Source organism: Swingsia samuiensis, assembly GCF_006542355.1.
Lineage (GTDB): Bacteria > Pseudomonadota > Alphaproteobacteria > Acetobacterales > Acetobacteraceae > Gluconobacter > Gluconobacter samuiensis.
The window spans coordinates 1,394,974-1,418,224 of record NZ_CP038141.1; the positions used below are offsets into that span (position 1 = coordinate 1,394,974).

Annotated in this window: 21 protein-coding genes; 9 read left to right on the forward strand and 12 right to left on the reverse strand. The window is 45.9% G+C overall.

The features are described 5' to 3' along the window. Window positions 1-1,005 (reverse strand): cation diffusion facilitator family transporter, encoded by a 1,005-nt coding sequence (locus tag E3D00_RS06475; RefSeq protein WP_141460999.1) that lies wholly within the window; start codon window positions 1,003-1,005, stop codon window positions 1-3. A 196-nt stretch (window positions 1,006-1,201) separates the two neighbouring features. On the opposite strand from E3D00_RS06475, the gene E3D00_RS06480 reads away from it, so the two are divergent. Further along, window positions 1,202-1,885 carry a TIGR00645 family protein gene (locus tag E3D00_RS06480; protein WP_141461001.1) on the forward strand — a complete coding sequence of 228 codons (684 nt, stop codon included), beginning with the start codon at window positions 1,202-1,204 and terminating at the stop codon, window positions 1,883-1,885. After that, window positions 1,882-3,495, forward strand: coding sequence for an NAD(P)/FAD-dependent oxidoreductase (locus E3D00_RS06485; RefSeq protein WP_141461003.1), 1,614 nt, complete (start codon window positions 1,882-1,884; stop codon window positions 3,493-3,495). The genes E3D00_RS06480 and E3D00_RS06485 overlap by 4 nt, the downstream gene beginning before the upstream one ends. On the opposite strand, the gene E3D00_RS06490 is transcribed toward E3D00_RS06485, so the two are convergent. Continuing rightward, a complete protein-coding gene (locus E3D00_RS06490; RefSeq protein ID WP_141461005.1) occupies window positions 3,492-4,757 on the reverse strand; it encodes an MFS transporter in 1,266 nt (421 codons plus the stop codon). The genes E3D00_RS06485 and E3D00_RS06490 overlap by 4 nt on opposite strands. Before the next feature lie 218 nt (window positions 4,758-4,975). Between E3D00_RS06490 and E3D00_RS06495 the strand changes: the two genes are divergently transcribed. From E3D00_RS06495 to purF, 7 genes are all read left to right on the forward strand, one after another. Continuing rightward, on the forward strand, window positions 4,976-5,890 hold the full coding sequence (locus E3D00_RS06495) for an EAL domain-containing protein (protein WP_181441941.1): 915 nt from the start codon (window positions 4,976-4,978) through the stop codon (window positions 5,888-5,890). A 189-nt stretch (window positions 5,891-6,079) separates the two neighbouring features. After that, window positions 6,080-7,291, forward strand: a complete 1,212-nt coding sequence (hemA, locus tag E3D00_RS06500) for a 5-aminolevulinate synthase (protein ID WP_141461009.1) — start codon at window positions 6,080-6,082, stop codon at window positions 7,289-7,291. A gap of 208 nt (window positions 7,292-7,499) precedes the next feature. Then, window positions 7,500-8,516 (forward strand): hypothetical protein, encoded by a 1,017-nt coding sequence (locus E3D00_RS06505; RefSeq protein WP_141461011.1) that lies wholly within the window; start codon window positions 7,500-7,502, stop codon window positions 8,514-8,516. A gap of 357 nt (window positions 8,517-8,873) precedes the next feature. Beyond that, window positions 8,874-10,727 (forward strand): phosphomethylpyrimidine synthase ThiC, encoded by a 1,854-nt coding sequence (gene thiC, locus E3D00_RS06510; protein WP_181441942.1) that lies wholly within the window; start codon window positions 8,874-8,876, stop codon window positions 10,725-10,727. An 88-nt stretch (window positions 10,728-10,815) separates the two neighbouring features. Further along, window positions 10,816-11,073 (forward strand): hypothetical protein, encoded by a 258-nt coding sequence (locus E3D00_RS06515; RefSeq protein ID WP_246091381.1) that lies wholly within the window; start codon window positions 10,816-10,818, stop codon window positions 11,071-11,073. 11 nt (window positions 11,074-11,084) lie between these two features. Further along, window positions 11,085-11,639, forward strand: coding sequence for a CvpA family protein (locus tag E3D00_RS06520; RefSeq protein ID WP_141461017.1), 555 nt, complete (start codon window positions 11,085-11,087; stop codon window positions 11,637-11,639). A 25-nt stretch (window positions 11,640-11,664) separates the two neighbouring features. Beyond that, complete coding sequence (purF, locus tag E3D00_RS06525) at window positions 11,665-13,113, forward strand: amidophosphoribosyltransferase (protein ID WP_141461019.1); 1,449 nt, start codon at window positions 11,665-11,667, stop codon at window positions 13,111-13,113. A 74-nt stretch (window positions 13,114-13,187) separates the two neighbouring features. On the opposite strand, the gene E3D00_RS06530 is transcribed toward purF, so the two are convergent. The 10 genes from E3D00_RS06530 to E3D00_RS06575 all read right to left on the reverse strand — a co-directional run bounded on the left by E3D00_RS06530 (window position 13,188) and on the right by E3D00_RS06575 (window position 23,245). Next, the gene (locus E3D00_RS06530) at window positions 13,188-15,353 is read right to left on the reverse strand and encodes a histidine kinase dimerization/phosphoacceptor domain -containing protein (RefSeq protein WP_246091382.1); all 2,166 of its coding nucleotides are present in this window, start codon (window positions 15,351-15,353) and stop codon (window positions 13,188-13,190) included. Between the two features lie 486 nt (window positions 15,354-15,839). Then, entirely contained in the window at window positions 15,840-16,652 is an 813-nt protein-coding gene (locus E3D00_RS06535) for a glycosyltransferase family 2 protein (protein WP_141461020.1), read from the reverse strand. 9 nt (window positions 16,653-16,661) lie between these two features. Further along, the gene (locus tag E3D00_RS06540; RefSeq protein ID WP_141461022.1) at window positions 16,662-18,062 is read right to left on the reverse strand and encodes a class II fumarate hydratase; all 1,401 of its coding nucleotides are present in this window, start codon (window positions 18,060-18,062) and stop codon (window positions 16,662-16,664) included. A 28-nt stretch (window positions 18,063-18,090) separates the two neighbouring features. After that, window positions 18,091-18,396 carry an AzlD family protein gene (locus E3D00_RS06545; RefSeq protein ID WP_220093244.1) on the reverse strand — a complete coding sequence of 102 codons (306 nt, stop codon included), beginning with the start codon at window positions 18,394-18,396 and terminating at the stop codon, window positions 18,091-18,093. Then, entirely contained in the window at window positions 18,393-19,025 is a 633-nt protein-coding gene (locus E3D00_RS06550; RefSeq protein WP_220093245.1) for an AzlC family ABC transporter permease, read from the reverse strand. The genes E3D00_RS06545 and E3D00_RS06550 overlap by 4 nt, the downstream gene beginning before the upstream one ends. A 159-nt stretch (window positions 19,026-19,184) precedes the next feature. Next, entirely contained in the window at window positions 19,185-19,478 is a 294-nt protein-coding gene (locus tag E3D00_RS06555) for a hypothetical protein (protein ID WP_141461026.1), read from the reverse strand. Then, on the reverse strand, window positions 19,475-20,218 hold the full coding sequence (gene ccmI, locus E3D00_RS06560) for a c-type cytochrome biogenesis protein CcmI (RefSeq protein WP_141461028.1): 744 nt from the start codon (window positions 20,216-20,218) through the stop codon (window positions 19,475-19,477). The genes E3D00_RS06555 and ccmI overlap by 4 nt, the downstream gene beginning before the upstream one ends. Window positions 20,219-20,222: 4 nt before the next feature. Further along, window positions 20,223-20,684 (reverse strand): cytochrome c-type biogenesis protein, encoded by a 462-nt coding sequence (locus E3D00_RS06565; protein ID WP_141461030.1) that lies wholly within the window; start codon window positions 20,682-20,684, stop codon window positions 20,223-20,225. Then, entirely contained in the window at window positions 20,684-21,244 is a 561-nt protein-coding gene (locus E3D00_RS06570) for a redoxin domain-containing protein (RefSeq protein ID WP_141461032.1), read from the reverse strand. Before E3D00_RS06570 ends, E3D00_RS06565 begins: the two co-directional genes overlap by 1 nt. 18 nt (window positions 21,245-21,262) lie before the next feature. Beyond that, window positions 21,263-23,245, reverse strand: coding sequence for a heme lyase CcmF/NrfE family subunit (locus E3D00_RS06575; RefSeq protein ID WP_141461034.1), 1,983 nt, complete (start codon window positions 23,243-23,245; stop codon window positions 21,263-21,265). Between the last annotated feature and the right edge of the window lie 6 nt (window positions 23,246-23,251).

Genomic DNA, 23,251 nt, shown 5'->3' on the forward strand with positions numbered 1-23,251 from the left:
TTAGCAACAGGTCTTTTGTTCTACGCAGTCAGTTGAAACGCTGGTTTCAATCTGAAACGTGGGATGAGAGATATTGAATTTGCTCCGAAGTAAAAGCGTGGCTTCCGTTAGGATCTGACGGGTATCGTGTGAGCTTGTAGCATTGCTCGTGAGATGAACTGTTAATGCCGTTTCAGTGGTGCTCATGGCCCATATATGGAGGTGATGTAAACCCGTAACATGAGAAATGCTGAGAAGAGCTGTTCTGACTTCTTCTGGAGAAATGCCTTGAGGGACAGCATCTAATGAAAGTTCAAGAGAACTTCTCATGAGAGACCATGTGCCAATAACAATGGAAAGCGAAACAACTAAACTGACAATCGGGTCGATGATTGCAAAACCTGTCCATGCAATAATGATCCCGGCGATAACAACGGCAAGAGACATAACGGCATCAGAGGCCATATGTAGAAAAGCCCCTCTGATGTTGAGATCCTTGGAGGCTCCCCGCATGAAAAGAAGAGCTGTGAGGCCGTTGACGAGAATACCGATGAATGCCACCCAACTGACAGCCGTTCCTTGAACAGGGGTGTGTGAGAATAAACGGATGCAGGCTTCCCAAATAATTCCGCCTGTTACAAGGAGAAGAATAGTCGCATTAATAAGGGCAGCTAGAATGGTAGAGCGGCGCAGCCCATAGGTAAAGCGTGTAGTTGGGGCTCGGCGAGCAAGCGTTTCAGCCAGCCAAGCAGCTCCTAAACCGAGGACGTCAGACAAATTATGCCCTGCATCGGCTAGCAATGAGAGCGAGTGCGCCCAAATGCCCCAAAAGACTTCTGCGCCAATATAGAGCGTGTTGAGGGTAATCCCGAGAGCAAAAGCTTTACCAAAGTTAGCGGGGGCATGTGTATGTTGATGGCCAAACCCAAATCCATGGTGATGATCATGATCGTTATGATTATGATGGTGGTCGTGCCCATGATCATGGTGGTCATGGTCGGAGTGGAGATGGTTGTGGTCAGACATTTTACAACATTATCGGATATGGAGTGCTTGTTATATCGGATAAAGGTTCTTTTGCCCAAGAGTGTTCTGATATTTTCTTAGAAAAAATATGCGGCTGTTAAAGGGGACAGTCTGAAAAATGGGAATTATGTGTTTTTCTATAGAATATTGCTAAAGGCTAGTAGTATCTGGCGATGTAAAATCGTAAAGAACAAGTATGACGACATCTCATTCTCCATCAGAAAAATCTACAACATCAAACCCTCGGACCCGGCGTTTGGAAAAAACGCTGGAGCGGGCTTTTTTTGCAACACGTTGGATTGTTGCTCCGCTTTATTTTGGTTTGAGTGTTGGGCTAGTTCTTGTTGCGTTTAAGTTTTTCCAACACCTGATTAGGCTGGTTATCAAATCCATTGGGTTGGATTTTGACGATGTGTTTGTTGGTGTGCTGGATCTGATTGATCTGGTTCTTTTAGCAAATCTGTTACTGATTGTTATGTTCTCGGGGTATGAAAACTTCGTATCACGGCTCGATATTCGGCAACATGAAGATTATCCCGCGTGGATAGGGCATATCACGTTTGGGGATATTAAGATCAAGCTGATGGCCTCTATTGTCGCGATGTCCGCGATACATGTGTTAGCTGATTTTATTCGGGTAGACGAAACATCCACGCGTTCTTTGGAATGGAGCGTTGGCATCCATTTGTGTTTTGTCGTGTCAGGCCTTCTTCTGGCGATTATGGACCGTATTATGGAAGGTTCTATGACCGGGCCAAAGGCGGAGAATGCGGAGAATGGTGACGAAATAAAAGGGGCTCATCGCTATAAGCCTAAAGGCGTTAATGATGAGATTAAGGCCCAAGAAGAGGAAAGCGCTAAGGAAGAGCATAGCGAATGATACGCATCACAGAGCTGCGTCTGCCGATAGAGCATACACAGGAGGATCTAGAGCGAGCGATTTTGGCACGTCTGGGGCTTGAAGAGAAACAATTAAAAGAGTTCCAGATCGCTCGCCGTGGGTATGATGCACGTAAACGTGGGCAGATTGTACTGGTCTATAACGTTGATTGTCTTTTAAGCGATGAAATGCAAGCTCGTGTGCTGGAGCAGTATAAGGACGATCAGCATGTGCGGCTTAAGCCAGACACAACGTATCAGCTGCCGATAGCGCAATTGCCACAAGGGAGCCCTCGGCCTGTTGTTATTGGTGCGGGGCCATGTGGCTTGATGGCTGCTCTTACATTGGCGCAAATAGGGCTAAAACCTATTATTATTGAGCGTGGCAAAGATGTCCGCTCACGCACAGTCGATACTTTTGCCTTATGGCGTAAGTCCGTTTTAACTCCTGAAAGTAATGTGCAATTTGGAGAAGGTGGCGCAGGAACTTTCTCTGATGGGAAATTATATTCTGGCGTATCAGATCCAAGGCATTTGGGGCGGAGGGTGCTGGAAGAGTTTGTGAGAGCCGGTGCCCCTGAAGAAATTCTGTATCTTTCCAAACCGCATATAGGAACCTTTCGTCTCGTTTCGATGGTTATGTTTATACGAGAAGAAATTGAACGTTTGGGTGGAGAATATCGATTTGAAACCCGGGTTGATGGGTTGGACCTTGAAGGGAGTGGTCATGACCGCCGAGTGAAGGCCCTTCATCTTTCTACGGGCGAAACCTTACCAGCCGAGCGTGTGGTGCTTGCTGTTGGGCATTCTGCACGTGACACATTTGAAGTTTTGCGAAACTTAGATGTCGCAATGGAGGCTAAACCGTTTTCCATTGGTGTGCGGATTGAGCATCCACAATCAGTGATTGATACCGCACGGTTTGGTTCGTACGCTGGGCATGAGTTGTTAGGAGCAGCAGATTATAAATTGGTGCATCATGCATCAAACGGACGTGCTGTTTATTCATTTTGTATGTGCCCCGGAGGGCAAGTTGTAGCGGCAACGTCTGAAGAAGGGCAGGTTGTTACAAATGGGATGAGCCAATATTCGCGGGCAGAACGTAATGCGAATAGTGGAATTGTGGTTGAAGTTAAACCAGAGCAGGACTTCCCAGAGGATATTTTGGGAGGAATGGCATTTCAACGGAAATGGGAAAAAGCAGCCTTTATCGCAGGGGGAAGCGATTATCGCGCTCCAGCACAGCGTGTGGAGGATTTTTTAGCTGGGCGTGCCTCTGTTGAATTGGGAAGCGTTGTGCCGTCCTATAAACCTGGCGTGAAGCCAGCCAATCTGGCTGAGTGTTTGCCGGAGTTTGTTACGGAAGCCATTCGAGAGGCTTTACCTCGGTTTGAAAGAAAGCTGAAAGGCTTTTCAATGGGTGATGCCGTAATGACAGGGGTTGAAACCCGGACGTCATCTCCTATTCGTTTGGCACGGGACGGGGATGGGCAAAGCCCAACCGTCAGAGGGCTTTTCCCCGCAGGGGAAGGTGCGGGGTATGCTGGGGGAATTCTTTCTGCTGGTATTGATGGGATTAGAGTAGCGGAATGGCTGGCAGAGTCTCTTTAAGGCGCTGTGCTCTTTTCATCCCCTTCCATGATCTGGCCGGGAAGCTCTTTTGGTTTTATCATCCCGATACCGGTAGTGATAAGACTTGAGCTAATAACGAAAGCTTCTGCTGTAAGAGGGAGTGTTGTCGGTGTCCGGCCGATAAAGGGAATAATCCATCCCGCTATCCCTTGCCCAATGGAGCCTAAGGCATACCCTAAGCCCATTCCGAAGCTACGTGTTTCAGATGGAAAACGCTGGGCTAGATAGTATGGCACCAGAGCGAATACGCCTGAAGCTGCTGCTCCCATAATGAAAGCGGCGCATAAAAGCATGTTCCAAGAGTGAGCACTTAGAAACGGCCATATGGTGAGGATCACAATGCCGATTGCGCTCAGCATAACTTTGGTATCTCCAAAGATTTCTGCCAACCATCCGCACACAATTTTTCCAATAAAAGACCCGGCACAGTAAATAGCGATTGGTAAGAATATTTGCTGTGGGGTGAGGTGGTGGCTTCCACGTAAAATAGTTGGATAAAAAGTATAAATTGCTGCCTTTTGGAACTCAAGAAAGGTCATGAAAAAGATGGCTTGTAAGGCTGCCGGTGTAAATTTGAAAGAAAACTGTTGTTTCGTGTGTGTTGGGTTTTGCTGCTGTAGAGCCTTGTTTTTTAGCCAAACGGGGCTTTCTGGTACCCCGATACGGATGAAAATAGCAAGTAAAGCCGGGGCGATACCAATAAAGAAAAGAACGCGCCATCCATAATGAGGAAGTATAAAAGCCTGAGCCGCCGCAGCGGCAAAATATCCTATTTCATAACCTGACATCATGAGAGCCGAAGCCATGGGACGTGTCCACGCAGGGACACTTTCCATGAGGAGGCTTGCTGAGGCGGTCCATTCCCCGCCAAATCCAATTCCGAACATAAATTGTACGCAGACGAGCATAAGAAGGCTGTGTGATAGGCCGGTCATGGCTGAAAACACACCAAACCAGATCACTCCAGTCATAAAAGCCATACGTCGGCCATAGCGATCGGCAAGCCAGCCCCAGCCCGTATTACCAATTGCGCGCCCCCATGACTGGGCGATGAGTGCCACTCCCAAGGCGGAAAGAGTGCATCCTAGGTCTTTGGCAATATCAGGCAACGTGAACATGAGGGACGTTTGATCAAAGGCATCAAGAAACCATCCCAAGAAAGAGGCAAAAGTGACCTGCCAGAAGGGAAGAAGGGCCTTAAAAGAATTTCCCTTGGAAGAAGTGGAAGGAGTTGCCGTCATCAATAAGATCCTGAGAGGAGGAATGGCTTGGAATATATAAAGATAGAAATAGTATCAGCTTTGTCCAAATTTAGGGAGTGGGGTGTTTTAAAGAGATAAGGAATTAAAGAAAAATTAGGGGATATACTTTATTTTGTAAGAGCAGGACAAAAAGGGGTTTCCCATTGAAGAGTATTATACAAGGAAAAAAGGATTCTAAGAGAAAGTGTTTATTAATTTTGGATAAAGATGCGGAGGGTTACTCTGGTTTAGATTCATCTCATTACGATGTTTCAAGTGTAGGAATATTTGCTACAAACTTAAGAAACCGTCGTGCAAAACAAAAAAACACTTTGCCTGATTTGCAGTGGCTTCCGCGTTGGGAGCGTCGAGAGGGTGAAGATTATACTCTACTCGGGGCTCAAATTGATATTAGCCAGTGTTGGCTTGCTATTCCTCGTAGGATTTCTCGCAGTGGGCGCTCCCAGAGAGAAAAACCATATGAAAATATTAATCATGAACTGCTGAGATTTGCATTCGCTCAAGCTGCGTCTTGGTCAAGTAATAAGCGTTTGATGGTATCGTTTGAAGATGAAACGTTTAATCATGAGACTGTAACTCAGCTATGTGAACTTCTTTCGGAAAGTGATTTATCGGCGTCTTGTTTGGATGTGCTGATACCCGAGAGTTGTGTAGCGCAGAATGATGTGAGGCTTTTTTATTATTGGGCGACATTACGTGATCAAGGTGCACGCATTTTTATCAAAGGTTTAGGAAAAACGGATATAAGCCTGTCGCTTATGTGGCGCCGCTCTATTGGGGGGTTATTGGATGGGGTGTTGTTTGATGCTTCTGTTTTGATGCCTACTGGAGGGGTGGGAGCAGGACACAGCTCTTTACTGGATACACGCGCGGTTGATTTTTATTTAGGTATTTTAAAGACATTTAGAAATTTAGGTTTAAGGATTTATGCCACGAATATCGATTATGAAGCGGTTTTGAGCTTTGTTATGCATGCGGGGTGCGAGGAGGCTTCAGGGGAGATGCTAGGCGGTGTGCTCACTTCGGCACAAATGAGAGAGAAATGTATTGCCTCCAAAGGGCGTGTGTCCACTCGAAAGCGACATATTATCCGGACGACCGAAGGATTATAGAGAATAAGAAATCTCTCTTATGAGAGTGAAAAGAGCCTTTTATTTGTCTCGGCTCTCTGAATTGGTTTATGAAACGTGTTTGATATAAGCTGAAGAATAGCTTGTGGTCGTTATAACAAAGTTAATGGCTGATAAGGCGAAGCTTTGTATGATGGCGGGTAGAGGCGTAAATCAGATGGAAAAAACACGATGAATTATGATGCGATGTTTCAGTCAGCTCTGGATGGTTTGCGTGCAGATGGCAGCTATCGTTATTTTGCTGAGTTGGAGCGGCATTCAGGGCAATTCCCTAAAGCGTATCATTATGGTTTAGGGCGGGATGTTACGGTCTGGTGTTCCAATGACTATCTGGGAATGGGGCAGCACCCTGATGTGTTAAAAGCCATGCATGCGGCTCTGGATGAAACAGGAGCAGGAGCGGGTGGAACCCGAAATATTTCAGGGACAAACCACTATCATGTAGAGCTGGAAAAAGAGCTGGCGTCATTGCATGGCAAAGAAAGTGCTCTTCTTTTTAATTCTGGCTATCTGTCAAATTGGGTAACATTAGGAACCATTGCAGGGCGTTTGCGTGATTGCGTCGTGCTATCAGACGCATTGAATCATGCTTCTATGATTGAAGGCATCAGACATTCTCGTGCAGAAAAACAGATTTTCCGTCATAATGATGTAGAAGATTTGGAAGAGCGCTTGAAAGCATTTCCACGAGATATCCCTAAAATTATAGCTTTTGAATCCGTTTATTCCATGGAAGGGGACATTGCACCGATTGAGGCTATTTGTGATTTAGCTGATAAATATGGTGCCATGACGTATCTTGATGAAGTGCATGCGGTGGGGATGTACGGAGATCAGGGAGCCGGTATTGCCGAAAAGCTCGGCTTGTCCCATCGTTTAACGGTCATTGAAGGGACGTTAGGCAAAGGATACGGCGTTGTGGGGGGGTATATTGCTGCATCTGCACCTCTGTGTGACTTTGTTCGTTCTTTTGGTTCTGGCTTTATTTTCTCTACCGCTTTACCGCCCATGGTTGCTGCGGGTGCCCTCGCCAGCGTTCGCTATTTGCGGCGGAGTAGTGCGGAGCGGGAAGGGCAGCAACGTGCTGTGGCCTATTTGAGAGATGCGTTGGATCGTGTTGGTATTCCGCATATTTTGAATCCCAGCCATATTGTTCCGGTTATGGTCGGTGACGCAGAGTTATGCCGTGCGCTGTCAGATGAATTATTGAAACGCTTTGGTCATTATATCCAGCCGATTAATTATCCAACCGTTCCGAGAGGCACAGAGCGGTTGCGGATTACACCTACACCACTTCACTCTAATGAAGCGATTGATGAACTGGTTGATGCTCTGCTAGTGCTTTGGCAGGAAAGACAATTAAAGCGGTCGCACGCTGCTTAAATTTAGTATTTATAAAAAGCTACAGATTATTTTCTGTAGCTTTTTTTGATACAATGTTGCTCTATTCTGTTTTAGAAATAAAACCTTAATACAAAGCTGGCTTTTTTCTTAATATTTTCACCTGAGTTAATTTTTTTTTATTGTAAAAGAACTCTTGGCGGGGAATTGCTTTAAAGCATCGCTGGTAAGCATTTTGAAAGGATCAGCGATGTCTAGGGGGACATTCCAGGAAGAAAACTTGGTTATCCGTCCAAGTTCGATTTCTTCCGTTATTATTGGGGGCGGTATTTCCTGCGCTTTCGCAGCGGCATTCCTAGCCCTTAGCTTCTCTATGGGAATAGGAAGCATTGATCTCACTCATGATCATCCATTCTCAAGTTTGGGATGGTCTTTTATCGTTCCACTGGGTATCGGTATTTTTTTGAGTAATGCTCTTGGAGCATTTGTTGCAGGTCGACTAGCCGGAACAAATGGTGGCATTCATGGTGTCGCAACATGGGCTGGTTTGCTTTTAGCTGCTATTTTGGGAGGTTCTGCTTTTGTAACGGGAACGCTCAATACGGCACAATCAGCAGCTGGAAGTGTTCTTGGTTTTTCAGGTTCTGTTTTAGGGGGGGCAGCCAATACAATTGGTTCTGCGGTTTCTGAAGGAGCAAAAACCTTAAATCAGGGTATTGCCAATAATGTGGATTGGAATGCAGTTTCGAACAAACTGAATAATAGTCTACATAATGTAAAAATCGATGGGTTGCAGTCTGACCAGATTCAGAAAAATCTGCAAGATGCGACGAATGATGTCGAAGCAACAGCAAAGCAGATCGTTGTAGATCCTAGCAATGCAGATCAGTATTTGACCGCTTTACAGAAAAAGTTGTCTGACCGCGTTAAAAAGACGACAGATGGCTTTAATCGCGACAATGCTGTGAAACTTCTTGAGCAGAATGGTTTTGATCAGAAGAGCGCAGAGCAAGCTGTTGATAATGCAAAACAAAGCGTAGACCAGCTTAATCAGAGCATTCAAGAATCAATTCAGCAAGCAGATGATGCAGCTAAGCAGCTTCAGGCTCAAATTGATGACATGAAGAAAAAGGCGATTGATTATACGAACAAAACTTTGAGCTATGTCAGTACGGCATTGTTCTGGGCGTTTGTTGTTTCCATTATTGGGGCAATCGTTGCTTTTGCATGTGGCAAGATTGGTGAAAAATCTTACAGACAAGAATAGTCTGTTGTTAAGACACTGACTTGGTTACAGGGTTAAGGCCATTCTTTCATGAAGGAATGGCCTTAATTTTTTGGTGACGATAGTCACGATAAACTGACCAGATCATTCTATTGACATTTTGAAGCACTCATAAGAGGTTGAGCGAACCAGGGGGAGCTTCACCTTATAAGAAGCTGAGAGGTCACTATCCGTCTGTATTAAAGAGGTGGTGTGGTGGTGACGACCCTGCCGGGTGCATCGTGTGCTCGGGAAACCTGATCCGGTTAGGACCGGCGGAGGGAATGGTGTCAGTAGATTTCGGTATTGGTGGTAACCAATATGTTGTCCTGTTTTCCCTCTTGGTTTGTAGAGGTAAAAATGGGCGATATTTCACAAAATTTAAAACCAGAAACGATTGTTGATCAAGTCACCACAGGAGCGATTGAAGGTTCACAAAAGAGGTGGTCTTCTGCGCCGGGGCGTCCAGATATTCGGGTGCCGTATCGGGAAATTGCTTTGCATCCATCGGCGAATGAAGAGGCTGTGCGTGTCTATGACACATCTGGACCTTATACGGATGAAAATGCCTCGATCGATGTAAAAAAAGGCCTTGAAAAGCCACGGGCATCTTGGATTGCGCAGCGTGGGTTTGCTCAACAAAAAGCGCGAGATGTAAAGCCAGAAGATAATGGCTTTGCCAGTGAGATGCAGGCCGTTCCTGTCTGTCCTGCACAGCATGATGTGTATTCAGGTGCTCAGGCAAAACTTGTCACGCAATATGAGTTTGCGAAGGCAGGTATTATTACAGAAGAAATGATTTATATCGCCCATCGTGAAAATGCCTGCCGAGAAAAAATGGCTGAGGGGTCAGAGATGCGGCGTGCGGATGGGGAGGATTTTGGTGCGTCTATTCCTCCTTTTATAACGCCTGAATTTGTTCGGGAAGAAGTGGCGCGTGGGCGTGCCGTGATCCCTGCGAATATTAATCATCCAGAATTGGAGCCGGTAATTATTGGGCGGAGTTTCTTGGTGAAGGTGAATGCGAACATCGGGAATTCAGCGGTTACATCTTCTGCAGCCGAAGAGGTTGATAAGCTCGTCTGGGCTATTCGCTGGGGCGCTGATACGGTGATGGATTTGTCGACGGGACGGAATATTCATAATATTCGGGATTGGATTATCCGGAATTCCCCTGTGCCCATTGGGACTGTGCCACTTTATCAGGCACTTGAAAAAGTAGGTGGGGTGCCTGAAAAGCTCACGTGGGAAATTTTTCGTGACACCTTGATTGAACAGGCTGAGCAAGGGGTGGATTATTTTACCATTCATGCTGGCGTGCGGCTGCAACATGTTCCACTAACAGCCAAGAGAACGACGGGTATTGTCTCTCGTGGTGGTTCGATTATGGCCTCATGGTGTTTGGCGCATCATCGTGAAAGCTTCTTATACGAGCATTTTGAAGATATTTGCGATATTATGCGCCAGTATGACATTTCCTTTTCATTGGGAGATGGGCTACGTCCGGGCTCTATTGCTGATGCAAATGATGCCGCGCAATTTGCAGAATTAGAGACTCTTGGTGAATTAACGAAGATCGCATGGGCAAAGGGCTGTCAGGTTATGATTGAAGGGCCGGGCCATGTGCCAATGCACAAAATTCGGGCAAATGTCACAAAACAGCTGAAAGAATGTGGTGAAGCTCCTTTCTATACACTGGGTCCGCTGACGACGGATATTGCTCCGGGATATGATCACATCACATCGGGCATTGGTGCTGCGATGATTGGTTGGTTTGGCACGGCGATGCTGTGTTACGTGACACCCAAAGAGCATCTCGGTTTGCCAGACCGATCTGATGTGAAGACGGGTGTGATTACGTATCGTATTGCTGCACATGCGGCAGACTTGGCAAAAGGACACCCGACGGCTCAGTTGCGTGATGATGCCTTATCGCGTGCGCGTTTTGAATTCCGCTGGGAGGATCAGTTTAATCTGTCTTTAGATCCAGATACCGCGCGGAGTTTCCATGATGAGACTTTGCCTAAACAAGCTCATAAGACAGCTCATTTTTGCTCCATGTGTGGACCAAAGTTTTGCTCCATGAAAATCAGTCATGATATTCGCCGTGAGGCAGAGCGAAAGGAAGGGATGGAACAAATGAAGGATGTTTTTCAGGAGCATGGGCATAAATTATATGTGCCACAAGAGGAAGTTGATGCTGTAATCGATTAAGGGTGATTGATATATGGAGAAGTAATAGCTTGCTTTTGTAGGGTATGCTCTCCATATATTTTGTATGGCCGCTAAGAAAAATCGCAAAATGACAAAAGCTGCAATGCGCTTGGGGCAAGCTGCTTCATCAAACATTTTGCAGATGCTGGTTAATGATCGGCAGGGTTTGGTGCGAGAAAGTGCCTCTTTTATAAGATCCCTAGAAAAATTATGGAAAATTAATGATTTAAGCCCGGATCTTATATGGGCAGAGCTTGATGAAAGGATCCGTTTGGCCGATGAATTACGGACCCGAGGGATTCGTCCTAAAAAGGGACGTAAATATCGTTCAACAAAACTTCCATGATAAGATGATCAATGCCTGATTTATCCCGTTTTGTACCTCAAAATCTTACACATTTTGATATGATTGTTTTGGTGGTTTTGGGGCTGTCAGCCTTGTGGGGGCTAACGCGTGGTTTTGCAACAGAACTTTCGGGACTAGTGGCCTGGGTGGCCGCAATTGTTTTGACCTATCGTTTCCATGCGATGTTGGTGCCTTGGATATCGCCTTATTTCCATAATAGTTGGATGGCAGAAAATGTAAGTGCCACGGTGATGTTTGTGGTGATGCTGCTTTTGTTAAGCGGTATTGCATCCCGTGTTGGTGGGTTGATTAAAGGGAGCATCCTGGGAGGGGTTGATCATATTCTAGGAGCTTTTTTTGGCTTTTTACGGGGATATGTGCTCGTAATTGTTTTTTATCTGATCGCGGGGTCTTTTTTTGGCTCTTGGACTTCCTATCTGATGCAGGGAAGCCTCACTGCTCCATATATCGAAGCAGGCGCGGCAGAACTTATTGGTTATTTGCCTCATTCGGTGCAAGAACATCTTGCATCTCCGCTCAGAAACGGCCATGAGGCATCTTTGTAATTGAGTGCTGAAAGGCCGAAACTGCATGAGCCCCCAGTCCGAACCCTTGAACCGGCCCTATGAAGAATGCGGCGTTTTTGGCGTATGGGGTGTTCCCAATGCCTCCGCTCTTACGGCTTTAGGGCTTCATTCTCTTCAGCATCGAGGCCAGGAAGCTGCTGGTATTATCAGTTATGATAATCAGCGATTTCATCAACATAAGGGTCTAGGACTTGTTGGTGACGTGTTTGGTGATAGTCGGGTAACAGCGGCCTTACCCGGTTCTATGGCGATTGGACATAATCGGTATGCAACAACAGGTGGTACGCACGTTCGGAACGTACAGCCTTTTTATGCAGATTATGCTTTCGGCGGATTAGGTGTTGCCCATAACGGTAACTTGACGAATGCGGCAACATTAAAAAAAGCTCTCGTGAAACGTGGTTGTATCTTCCATTCATCGACAGATACAGAAGTTTTCATCCATCTTATTGCTGTTTCCCTTTATTCAACGGTGCTTGACCGATTTATTGATGCCGTAAAGCAGGTAAAGGGTGCTTATTCTCTTATCACTATGACGCCAGATGATGGGTTGATTGGGATGAGAGATCCGTTGGGGGTTCGTCCTCTCGTATTGGGGCGTATTCCCGGGTATGAAGAAGGCAATGGTGGTTGGGTACTCACCAGCGAAACCTGTGCGCTTGATATCATCGGTGCAGATTATGTGCGTGATATTGAGCCGGGTGAGATTGTTGTTATTAACGAAAACGGTATTCGTTCTTTACGCCCATTTGGTGATCAGGGCGGCCGTTTTTGTGTTTTTGAATATATTTATTTCGCACGCCCTGATTCAGTTCTGGAAGGGCAAGCTGTATATGAGACGCGTAAGCGTATAGGTGCTGAACTGGCACGTGAAAGTGCGGTTGATGCGGATGTGATTGTTCCAGTCCCGGATTCGGGGGTGCCTTCTGCAATTGGTTATGCTGAAGAGAGTGGTATTCCGTTCGAGTTAGGGATTATTCGTAACCATTATGTGGGCCGAACCTTTATTGAGCCGACAGATCAAATTCGTAATCTGGGTGTAAAAATGAAGCACTCAGCTAATCGGCCTGTTTTGGCTGGTAAGCGGGTTGTTTTGGTGGATGATTCAATCGTGCGTGGGACAACATCGCGTAAGATTGTTGATATGGTTCGTGCTGCAGGTGCAACGGAAGTGCATATGCGGATTACGTCTCCCCCAACGCGTCACCCTTGTTTCTATGGAATTGATACACCCGAAGAAAATAAGTTGATGGCTGCAACACATACTCTTGAACAAATGGCGGAAGCTATTGGGGTAGATAGTCTTGCCTTTGTTAGTTTTGATGGATTGTATCGCGCTTTAGGCCATGAAAATCGGGCTGAAGGATCACGGAGATACTGTGACGCTTGCTTTACAGGTGATTACCCAATTTCTTTAGTCGATAAAGAGGGTAACCTAGTTGTAGGTGAGTGACGGAAAATCTAGAATTATGAATAAAAAAACCTCCTATTTTTAGGAGGTTTTTTTATAAGTTCGTCTTTATAAAATTATTTGCTTTTTGCTTCAACTGGGACGGTTACAAGAGCTTTCAGGCCCGGGTTCGTTGATTGATATGTTAGTGTTCCAGATAGACTATTGATGATCGCTTTCATCATGCGTGTACCAAAACCGGTATTATTGATGATGTTATTTTCATCCCCTTGATCACAGACTTCAAGGGTAATGATTTTTCCATTTTTTCTTAAAGAAATGATGATTGGGCCAGCCTCTCCGTTGTAGGCATATTTGCTGATATTAATGATGAGTTCCGTTAAAATGAGGCCCACATTAATCGCACGGTCAGCCGTAACGGAAATCGGCTCAATATGCATTGTAAGATGTGTGTGCCATTCTGGACCGAGGGAAGCGAGAAGCTCACGTAAAAGATCTTCTAAATAGCGGTCAAGACTTACGATTTCCAAATTATCATCTTGATAAAGACGCCGGTGAACAAGACCGATAGCAGCAATACGATGCTGTGCTTCAATGAGGGCAGACGTTGTTTCCGTATTTTCTGTTGTGCGGGCTTGAAGCTTCAGAAAGGAAGCAACCATTTGCAAAGAGTTTTGCACACGGTGATTTACTTCCTGAATAAGGAAGTCTTTTTGTTTTAAAAGAGATTCTCTTTCCTGTAATGTGGAGGTTAGGGCGGTATTTAGTTCGCGTAGTTGTTGGGTTTGATAGGTAGAAAAGAGAATATTTTTGAGGCGCCGAGCTGCTTGACGTTGCTCTATGCCCCAAGGTGCAGATTGTCCGTAAACAGATTGCCGCCATGTATCAAATGAGTGACGTGGGTGTAAAACACCGTTTTGGTCGGGTTCGCCTTTATGTGGGTTTCCTGCCCATTCAACAGTCTGAATAATTTCAGTACGATTCCATAACAGGGTAAGTGGCTGCTTGAAGGGGAGAGTAATGGCGAGAATACCGGATGATATTTCTGGCCATTCTTTAGCAGGAGGGTAATCTTCCTGAAGGGAAGAGGTATAGAAAATACCACCATTGCTTCCCAGAGTAAGCCATTCTTGAATAGATCGCAGAATATCGTCAGATGGGATATGCCCATAGGATGTGATGCGATCATGTCCAATGACGGCAAATCCGTCACATGGAAAAACGCGTTGAAGATCCGTCGCATATTTATGCGCGTTTTGCTCTATTGAGACATTTAAATTAAAATGTGTCGTTGCTGTTTCAATAATATTTTTGAGATGGAGGCGCTCTTGGTATGAAGCAAATTCAGCTTTATTGCGGATTTGTCTTGCCAGCAATCCAGCGAGTGTACGGCATGCCGCGCGAACATTTTCAGGAATGAACTTGGGGGTAGCATTGTGGCAGGTAACAAGCCCCCAAAGTTCATTATTGACGATAATGGAAATGGATGCCGATGCAGCAACCCCCATGTTCTGCATGTAGCGCAGGTGCACAGGTGATACGCTGCGAAGTTGAACAGAGCTTAAATCAAGGTCCTTCAGGCCTGCCTCTACGGGGCGTATAGGGGCTGCGGTATAATGGACACTGGGAATGGTACGGAATGTATTTTTGAGATAGAGGGATCGTGCTTGTGCGGGAATATCACTCTCAGGAAAATGATGATTGAGGAGAGAGGAGAATTTATCGTTATATTTTTCGGCAATGACGCGACCAGAGCCATCATCTAAAAAACGATAAATCATAACGCGATCAAAACGAACGAGCTTTTGAAAAACTTTTACGCCATATTCGCATACAGATTGAATATCATTGCATTTTTCAAAGTAGTCTGCTGTGGCATCAATACGGCTGAAAATATCCCATGTGATTAAGTGATCTGGAGAGAATGGTTCAAGTTCTATTAAGATTTTACCATCTGAATGGTGCTTAAGGATGCTAAAAGTTTCTCCACCTAGCCCAGTGACTTGGGTTGGGCTTAGGCTAGAATGCTCTGGATGTTTCAGCCAAGATGCTTTGACTTCTAGAAGTTCTGACGCATTTTGGTGCAACCAGTTAGGAATGAGTCTTTTTTCAATATCTCCCGCACCAGCAATAATTTTCAGCGTGCTGGCCTCAGCAATAAGCAAAAGGCCGTGAGGCTGGATAGCATTAGGGCGGTGTATAGGTTCACGGTCACAAGCCAATAACATATTTTTTGAAAATGTTGATTTTGACTGAGGTGATATTTTGTCGGGAGACGTCAAGATTTATGCAGCCTTTTAAATAGAGATACCAAATTGCCTTCGCGAAAAATGTTTAGAGTTAGAAACCTAACCATATGTGTAGCGATTACTGTTTGCAAAAGTCCTCACACCATTATGTTGGCGTGGCTCGGCGTGATATGTTCAGAGGCAACAATCAACCAAAAATGTGAGGGCTATTTAAAGGCTGAATAAAACATATTATTTGCTTGGTAAAGGTATGAGAAAAGAATGCTGATGACGTAATCGAGAGGGTCAATACGTAAGATTGCGCGATCAGAATAGTGAAATTTTAATAAAAAAACGTTTAAAAATAGCGGTTTATAGCTCCAAATGCACCTGCTCCACCGTGTTGAGCCCCAAAAAGAGGGGGTAAATAGTCCTCCAAAATGCTCGAAAACTAACGCTTTTTTGAATTTGAGCATGATAAGATCATAGGACGGTATGTCCGGTTTGGTAGAAGAAGATATGCTCTAAAACCAGCACACGTCACAAAAGGCTTTGAAAAACTTCTGGAATATCAAGTAAGGGTGAATCAACCTCCTTTGGGTCAGGGTTGCTGGCGAGGAATGTGCTTAGGTTTCCTTCAGCTTTACGGCTTCTGTATCGGTTGAGATGATGCTGCATTGCTATATCAGGAACGCGGTGGGAAGAGCCGTGCCCCGATGCTAAAGACCCTTCACTCCATACTAACGAGCGCGTAAAAGCCAAACGTTGGAAAAGGTGAGTTTCATCGGCATATTTTAGATGGAATAACCAAAGATTATGATCAAAAATGCTGTCTTGCATGGCATCATGTTGGCCGGGCAACCAAGAGGTAGGCAACGCTGAAACAGCAGGCTTACACGACCATTTTGTGATTATTCCACAAGGGCGTTGCTGCAAGATCGGCTTTTCCCAATTAATAGGAGGGACATCCCCCGGGTCCAGCACTTCCACACCGACACATCGTCTAATACTCGAAGGGCAATGGCTTAGGTAATCAGCAAGAGTTTCGTAATGACTGGGGTTATGGGTTATAAATTCATCAGTATCTGTTGAGATGACCCAATCATAACCGTTGGATAAAAGCTTATTGTGCCAGGTTGATAATGTGTGGGCTTTCTCCTCATCATCGCATGCTGACCGAGGTGAGTTGATTACATTGACACCCTCCAGAGTAACAGGAGGGGAGCTTCCGTGATCGATGACCCATAAGTTTTGTCGGCCTACGAGTTTACTGTAATGAGAGACCCAGAGAGGAAGCATGATATCTTCTTGGTAGCATTGAGTGATCGCTGCTATTTTGGGTGTATTGCTCATGTTATTCTCTCAGCTGTGTGTTTTGATATTGGGGGAAAGCATTAAGCGCGGATCAGCAATTCGGTCATATTCTTCAGCCGATATATAGCCTAATTCAAGAGCTGCTTCTTTGGGGCTTAGCCCTTTCTCCATTGCGTAATGCCCCACTTTGGAGGCTTTATCATAACCAATGGCAGGTGAAAGCGCTGTGACCAATACAAGAGAATGGTCTAGGTCATGCTTGAGTTTCTGCTCGTTAGCTGTCATGCCTTCGATGAGGAAACGTCTGAAATTATCACATCCATCATGCAGCAGAGTAATTCCCTGCATAATATTTTGGATGATCAGAGGTTTATAGACATTCATATCAATCATACCCGCGGCTCCACCAAGACCAACGGCGACATCATTACTCATGACTTGCAGGGCGAGCATTGAAAGAGCCTCTGCTTGGGTTGGATTAATTTTGCCAGGCATAATGGAAGAGCCTGGTTCATTTTCTGGAAGGTTAAACTCACCAAATCCTGCGCGTGGGCCACAGGCTAACAGACGGATATCATTGGCAATTTTAAATAAACTTCCCGCAAGTGTTCTTAAACATCCTGAAGCGTGTACAAGAGCATCATGCGCAGCTTGTTGAGCAAATTTATTATCACTGGCCCTAAAAGATAACCCTGTAAGACGTGCAATTTCATCACATGCACGAATATCAAATCCGACGTCTGTGTTAACGCCCGTTCCCAGAGCAGTTCCCCCTAAAGGCAGAGCGTATAGACCGGTAAGAGCATCTTCAAGGCGTTTCATATTATCTGACAGCATACCCGCATAACCTTGCCATTCCTGACCAAGTGTTATGGGCACAGCATCTTGTAGATGGGTCCGCCCGACTTTAACTAGATCATTCCATTCAGCTGCTTTATGAAGAATTGCGTCTTTTAATCGTGTGACCGCAGGAATAAGACGCCCATGCAAACCCAGAGCGGTAGCAAGGTGCATCGCTGTCGGGAAATTGCAATTTGTGGACTGAGACATATTAACGTGGTCATTGGGATGGAGAGGGTTTTTGCTTCCCAAAGGCTGTCCTGTGATTTGGCTCGCCCGATTAGCAATCACTTCGTTAACATTCATGTTAAATTGTGTGCCTGAGCCAGTCATCCAGACATGAAGAGGAAACATTTCATCGTGTGTACCAGCTTGGATTTCATCACAGACTGAGTAAATGAGTTCCTTTCGGTCATCAGAAAGGCGGCCACTTGCAGCATTAGCCGTTGCGCACGCGCGTTTGACGATCGCGTAGGCCTCGATCATTTCACGGGGCATTAATTCTCGCCCGATGCTAAAATATTTGAGAGAGCGTTGGGTTTGGGCTCCCCAAAGAACATGATCAGCTACTTCTATTGGGCCCATGCCATCGGTTTCAATGCGGCTCATGATATGCGTCTTTCTTTGAAGGAGAGGGTTAGGAGGTAAGAAGGTATCTTAATAGGCCTGTGCTTCCCACACCAAGGAACATGGTGGGGAGGAGAGAAAAGCGCATTGCCGCAGCAATAGTCACGATCAGACCAATATAATCTGGTATTTTGCCGGACGAGAAAGCTGGCGCAATGACCGAGATCAGAACACAGCCTGGCAGGATATCCATAAAGAAGATTGTGCGTTCTGACAGATTTTTTCCACGCAGGAATAAATAACCTAACAGGCGCGTTAAATAGGTTATAAGTGCCATTCCGAGGATTGTGAGAACGGATATCCAGTGCATTGTCATAGGCTTCTCACAATAAACCAAGCTGTAACAGCTCCTGCGAGTGTTCCAAGGGGAACGTACCATCCTCCGGGGATAAGAACATATGAAATAACGCTAACCAGAAGACTGACAATCCATGGAATAGACATTCTATGGCTTTTCCACATACTTCGTAAAATGACGAGAAAAACAGCAGGGAATGCCATATCGAAGCCAAATTTGGTTAGATCACCAATTTTATTACCGAGGTAAGCGCCCATAAAAGTTGAAATCACCCACGTCAGGTACAGGAGCCAACCAACGGTGATATAGTAGGTGGGGCTAAAGTTACGTCTTTTTTGTGTATCTGAAAGAGAAATGGCCCATGTTTCATCTGACATTAGGAAAAGCCAGTAAAAGACCTTGCGTTTTGGATATTTCATAATCCATGGAGCAAGGGTCGCGCCCATTAAAATATGGCGGCAATTAATAAGCAGCGTAATTCCAAGAATTAATAGGATTGCTGGTGGATTGGTCCATACATTGATCGCTGCGAATTCGGATCCTCCAGCATAATTACTTCCTGTCATGAAGGGGACTTCCAGAAAAGTTAAGCCTTTTCGAACGGCTTGACTTCCAAAGAGAAGGCCAAAGGTTAAAAATCCAATCATAACAGGGATTGAATCTTTAACCCCTCTCTTGATCTCGTATTTTGTACTAAACTCGGAGGACGTAATTTCTGGGTAGGACATCAGGTGTTATTAGATCATTCGCAAAAATTTTGAATGGCTTTTCATTATATAGAGTTCTTCTTTTAGGGAAGAAGTGATCTATTTTTGTTTGGGCTTAATCCATCTTTCTGCGGCAAAACGATTATGCGCAAAGAGGAAACCCGCCCCCAAGCCAATGAACGCAAAAATAATAGTCCAGAGTGATAAAGGGTGTAGCAGCGTGGACGCACACGTAAGAAGTATCATCCCAAGGATGGAGTAAAGAGCGGTTTCATGAGGCATAGGGCCAAAAGTGCGCTCCGCTCCACAATGAGGGCAATGCTCTGCTGTAGGGCGTATTTTTTGTCGGCAGACAGGGCAGAGAGCAATAGAGGTTGAAAGAGGGTCTATCATTGGCCCTTGCTTTCTTCATGTTCCCCGACGGCAATGCGTGCTTCCAAAGCCATCCGCCACGAAGCGTTAGGGGGAGAGGCAGCAAGCGCCTGACGGTAAAGCTCTAAGCTCTCATGTGAGATATGACCGTCTTTTTGGGATTGGAGCTCTGCAATTTGGATAGCAAGCTGAGGAGAAAAACGGGTATTAAGAACAATTTTCCAATTTTTAATTGCTTCAGTGACCATCCCAGCGCGGGCTTCCACTTGGCCAAGGAGAATATGTCCGGGAAGGTAAGTCGGGTTATCAAGTGGGATCATCGCGACCTGAGCTTGGAGTTTATGGATCATATCCATCGTCTTGCTATCAGGAAGGAGTTGCCGTTCACTTAAAGGCTGCGGAGGAAGGGAGGGGTGACCATTAATGATGTAAAGAGCGCAACTGAAAGCAGGAATAAGCAACGCACTGACAATTAATCCGCCCATTCGTTTACGGTATGGCCCCGCAATAGAGAGGTCTGGTTGATCAGAAGTTGCATCTATGGCGAGCAACCGCCTCTGCACTTCTAGACGTGCAGATAAATACTCGGTTTGATTAATGAGATCGAGGGAATGGTCACGATCAAGCTCTTTGAGCTGCCCCTGATACAACTGTAAGGCGGATGTTCGAGCATTAATATGATGGCGTTGGAGATGAAACCACCCATAGAAAACAGGAAGTAAGGCAAGCCCGATAATAATAAAGATGGATATAAGGAACACTGCTTTACTCCTGCCCTGACAGCTCTTTTAAACGAATGCGTTCTTCTTCTGTGAGAGGTGCATGTGCTATGGGGCGGCGTCTCATAGCAAACCACGCGAGGAGCCCCCCACTTATGATGGCAATAGCGGGCATAAGCCATAATAGAGCGGTGGCGAAAGAGAAGGTCGGGGCTAGACGGATGAACTCTCCGTAACGCTCTGTCATCCAATCCATAATTTGTTGGTCTGTTTTTCCCGCAGCAACTTGCTCGCGCACAGCTTTTCTTAGGTCTCGTGCTAAGGGGGCGCTGCTCTCTTCAATACTTTCATTTTGGCATACAAGACAGCGTAATTGTGCACCAAGGTGCTCAGCTCTTTTTTCTTGAACCGGGTTAGGAAGCATTTCTTCAGGGGTATCAATCGCTAAGGCAATCCCCCCTCCGATAAAGAGGCTGAAGAGCAATAAAAGAGTAGTAAACTGCTTCATTAAAGGCCAACCTTGGCAAGGCGGGGGAGAACTTCGTTTTCAAATGTTTGAGGATCCAGCGCTGCGCTGCCATGCCATATAATTCGTCCTCCTGGAATAATGAGAAAGCTTTCTGGAACACCTGTAACTCCCCAATCAATGGCTGTTTTGCCATGACGGTCGGCCGCTAAGCGCTCATAAGGGGAGCCATCGCGTTTTATGAAGGCATCAGCATTTTCAGGTTTGTCTTCATAAGCAATGCCCCAAATGGGAATTTTACGAGAAATCGCTCTTAACCCCGGCATTTCCTGCACGCAAGGAATGCACCATGATGCAAAAAAATTGATCAGGACAGGGCGCGTTTGAGCTCGCAAGTCATGATCAGAAAAGCCATCTCCTTGCCCTATGATCCCCGGTAATGAAAATGTAGGGATAGGGCGGCCAACATGCGGGTTATTGACGGCACGCGGGTCAAAACTTCCATCGTTCATGTTATGAAGAATGCGCCAGAAGCTGACGCCTAAAACGCCAGCGCCAGCAATGGGAAGAGCGGTTAGAAATTTTCTGCGTGTGGGTGTCATGGCCGTAATGCTCTTTATTTAAATGGTTGCTGTGTGACGATTTATGGCTTTTTGAGGTGCTCCAACGCGCAAACGGCGATCAGAGAGTGAAAAGGCCCCTCCAATAGCCATAATGAGCGCTCCAAGCCACATCCACGGAGCCAGTGGGTTATAGTGAAGTCGCAAGACGTATGTTGCATTATCGCCAGTTCCATGGCGGTCTCCAATAACGCCATATAAATCAGTGACAAGGTTGGTATGAATAGCGACTTCTGTCGTGACCTGATTTTGGCTCATAAAGTTACGTTTTTCAGGGTGGAGTGTTGTAATGAGATGCCCTGAATGATCGCGTATCGTAATATCGGCTTGCATAGCGTGATAATTCGGCCCGACATAATCCCGCACATGGGTTAAAGTCCATTGATCTCCATGAAGGGTGCGGGTGTCACCAACGTGAATCTCTACAATGGCTTGTTGTGCACCAGACATACCACAGAGCCCCAAGATGGTAATTCCCGCCCCGATATGTGCCAAGGTCGCTCCCCAGCTGGAACGTGGTAGAATACGTGCTCTAGAAAAAACATTATTTAAAGATGTTTGACCAATCCCTATTTTGCGTCCTGTATCTATAAGAGATGCGATAATTACCCAGATGGCTAATGCTCCGCATGCGATTGGTAAGGCGCCAGCAAATTGCCAGAAACATAAAAGAACGCCGACGAATGTAATAAGAACGGCACCCCACAAGTGAGAGAAGGTACGTGCAAGATGCGCGCGCTTCCATGGCAGCGCTGTTCCTATCCCCATAGCGAGAAGAAGAGGGAGGGTAAGAGGAATGGTTGCTGCATCAAAGAACGGTTTCCCAACAGAGATGGTTCGCCCAGCTAAAAGCTGCATGAAAGGAGGGTACATCGTTCCGGTGACGACAACGGCGCAGATAGAGCACAGGAGAATGTTGTTAAGAACCAGTGCACCTTCTCGAGAAACAGGAGAAAAAATACCTCCTGATGTTAGGGAGGGGGCACGCCATGCAAAAAGGGTTAAAGACCCACCGATGACAATTGCTAAAAGAGCCAGAATAAAGACCCCGCGGGCAGGGTCATTTGCAAAAGCATGAACGGAATTCAGGATACCAGAGCGGACAAGGAACGTGCCGGAGAGAGAGAAGGAGAATGTGGCAATCGCAAGGAGCACAGTCCAGATTTTTAAACCTTCTCGTTTTTCAACCACGATGGCAGAGTGGACGAGGGCTGTTCCAGTCAGCCATGGAATAAGAGAGGCATTTTCTACAGGGTCCCAAAACCAGTATCCGCCCCAGCCCAGAACGTAATAAGACCACCATGAGCCTAGTGCGATCCCGCAGGTGAGAAAGCACCATGCTGCAACAGCCCAAGGCCGTACCCATCGTCCCCATGCGGCATCTACACGTCCTTCAATTAGAGCGGCAACGGCAAAGGCGAACGGAACGGCAAAGCCGACATAACCGGTGTAGAGAATGGGTGGATGAAAGGCGAGGCCCGGGTCCTGTAGAAGAGGGTTCATGCCTTGACCATCTGGTGGAGCAGGGAAAACACGGTCAAAAGGGTTAGATGTAAGAAGGCAAAAGAGCTGAAACCCAGCAGAGACGCCGCCCAAGATAGCGAGAACACGTCCTTTCAGAATATCAGGAAGATTGCGCCCAAAAATGGAGACCGCAGCTCCACAAACGCCGAGAATAAGAGTCCATAAAAGAACAGACCCTTCATGGTTTCCCCATACCCCGGTGATCTTATAGAGGAGTGGTTTAGAGATTGCAGAATTGGCCGCTACGTTTTGAACTGAAAAATCATCCCGGACGGCACATAGAATGAGATCAAAAAAGGATAATGAAAGTGCTATGAGCTGTGAAATGGCAAGAAATGGAGCAATTTCAACCCAACGCGCATTGCGTTTATGAGCCCCCCATAGAGGAAGGATAAATTGGGTAAAGGCGAGGATACATGCCAGTGCGAGCGCAAAATGTCCTTGTTCAGGTCCGAACATAATAAA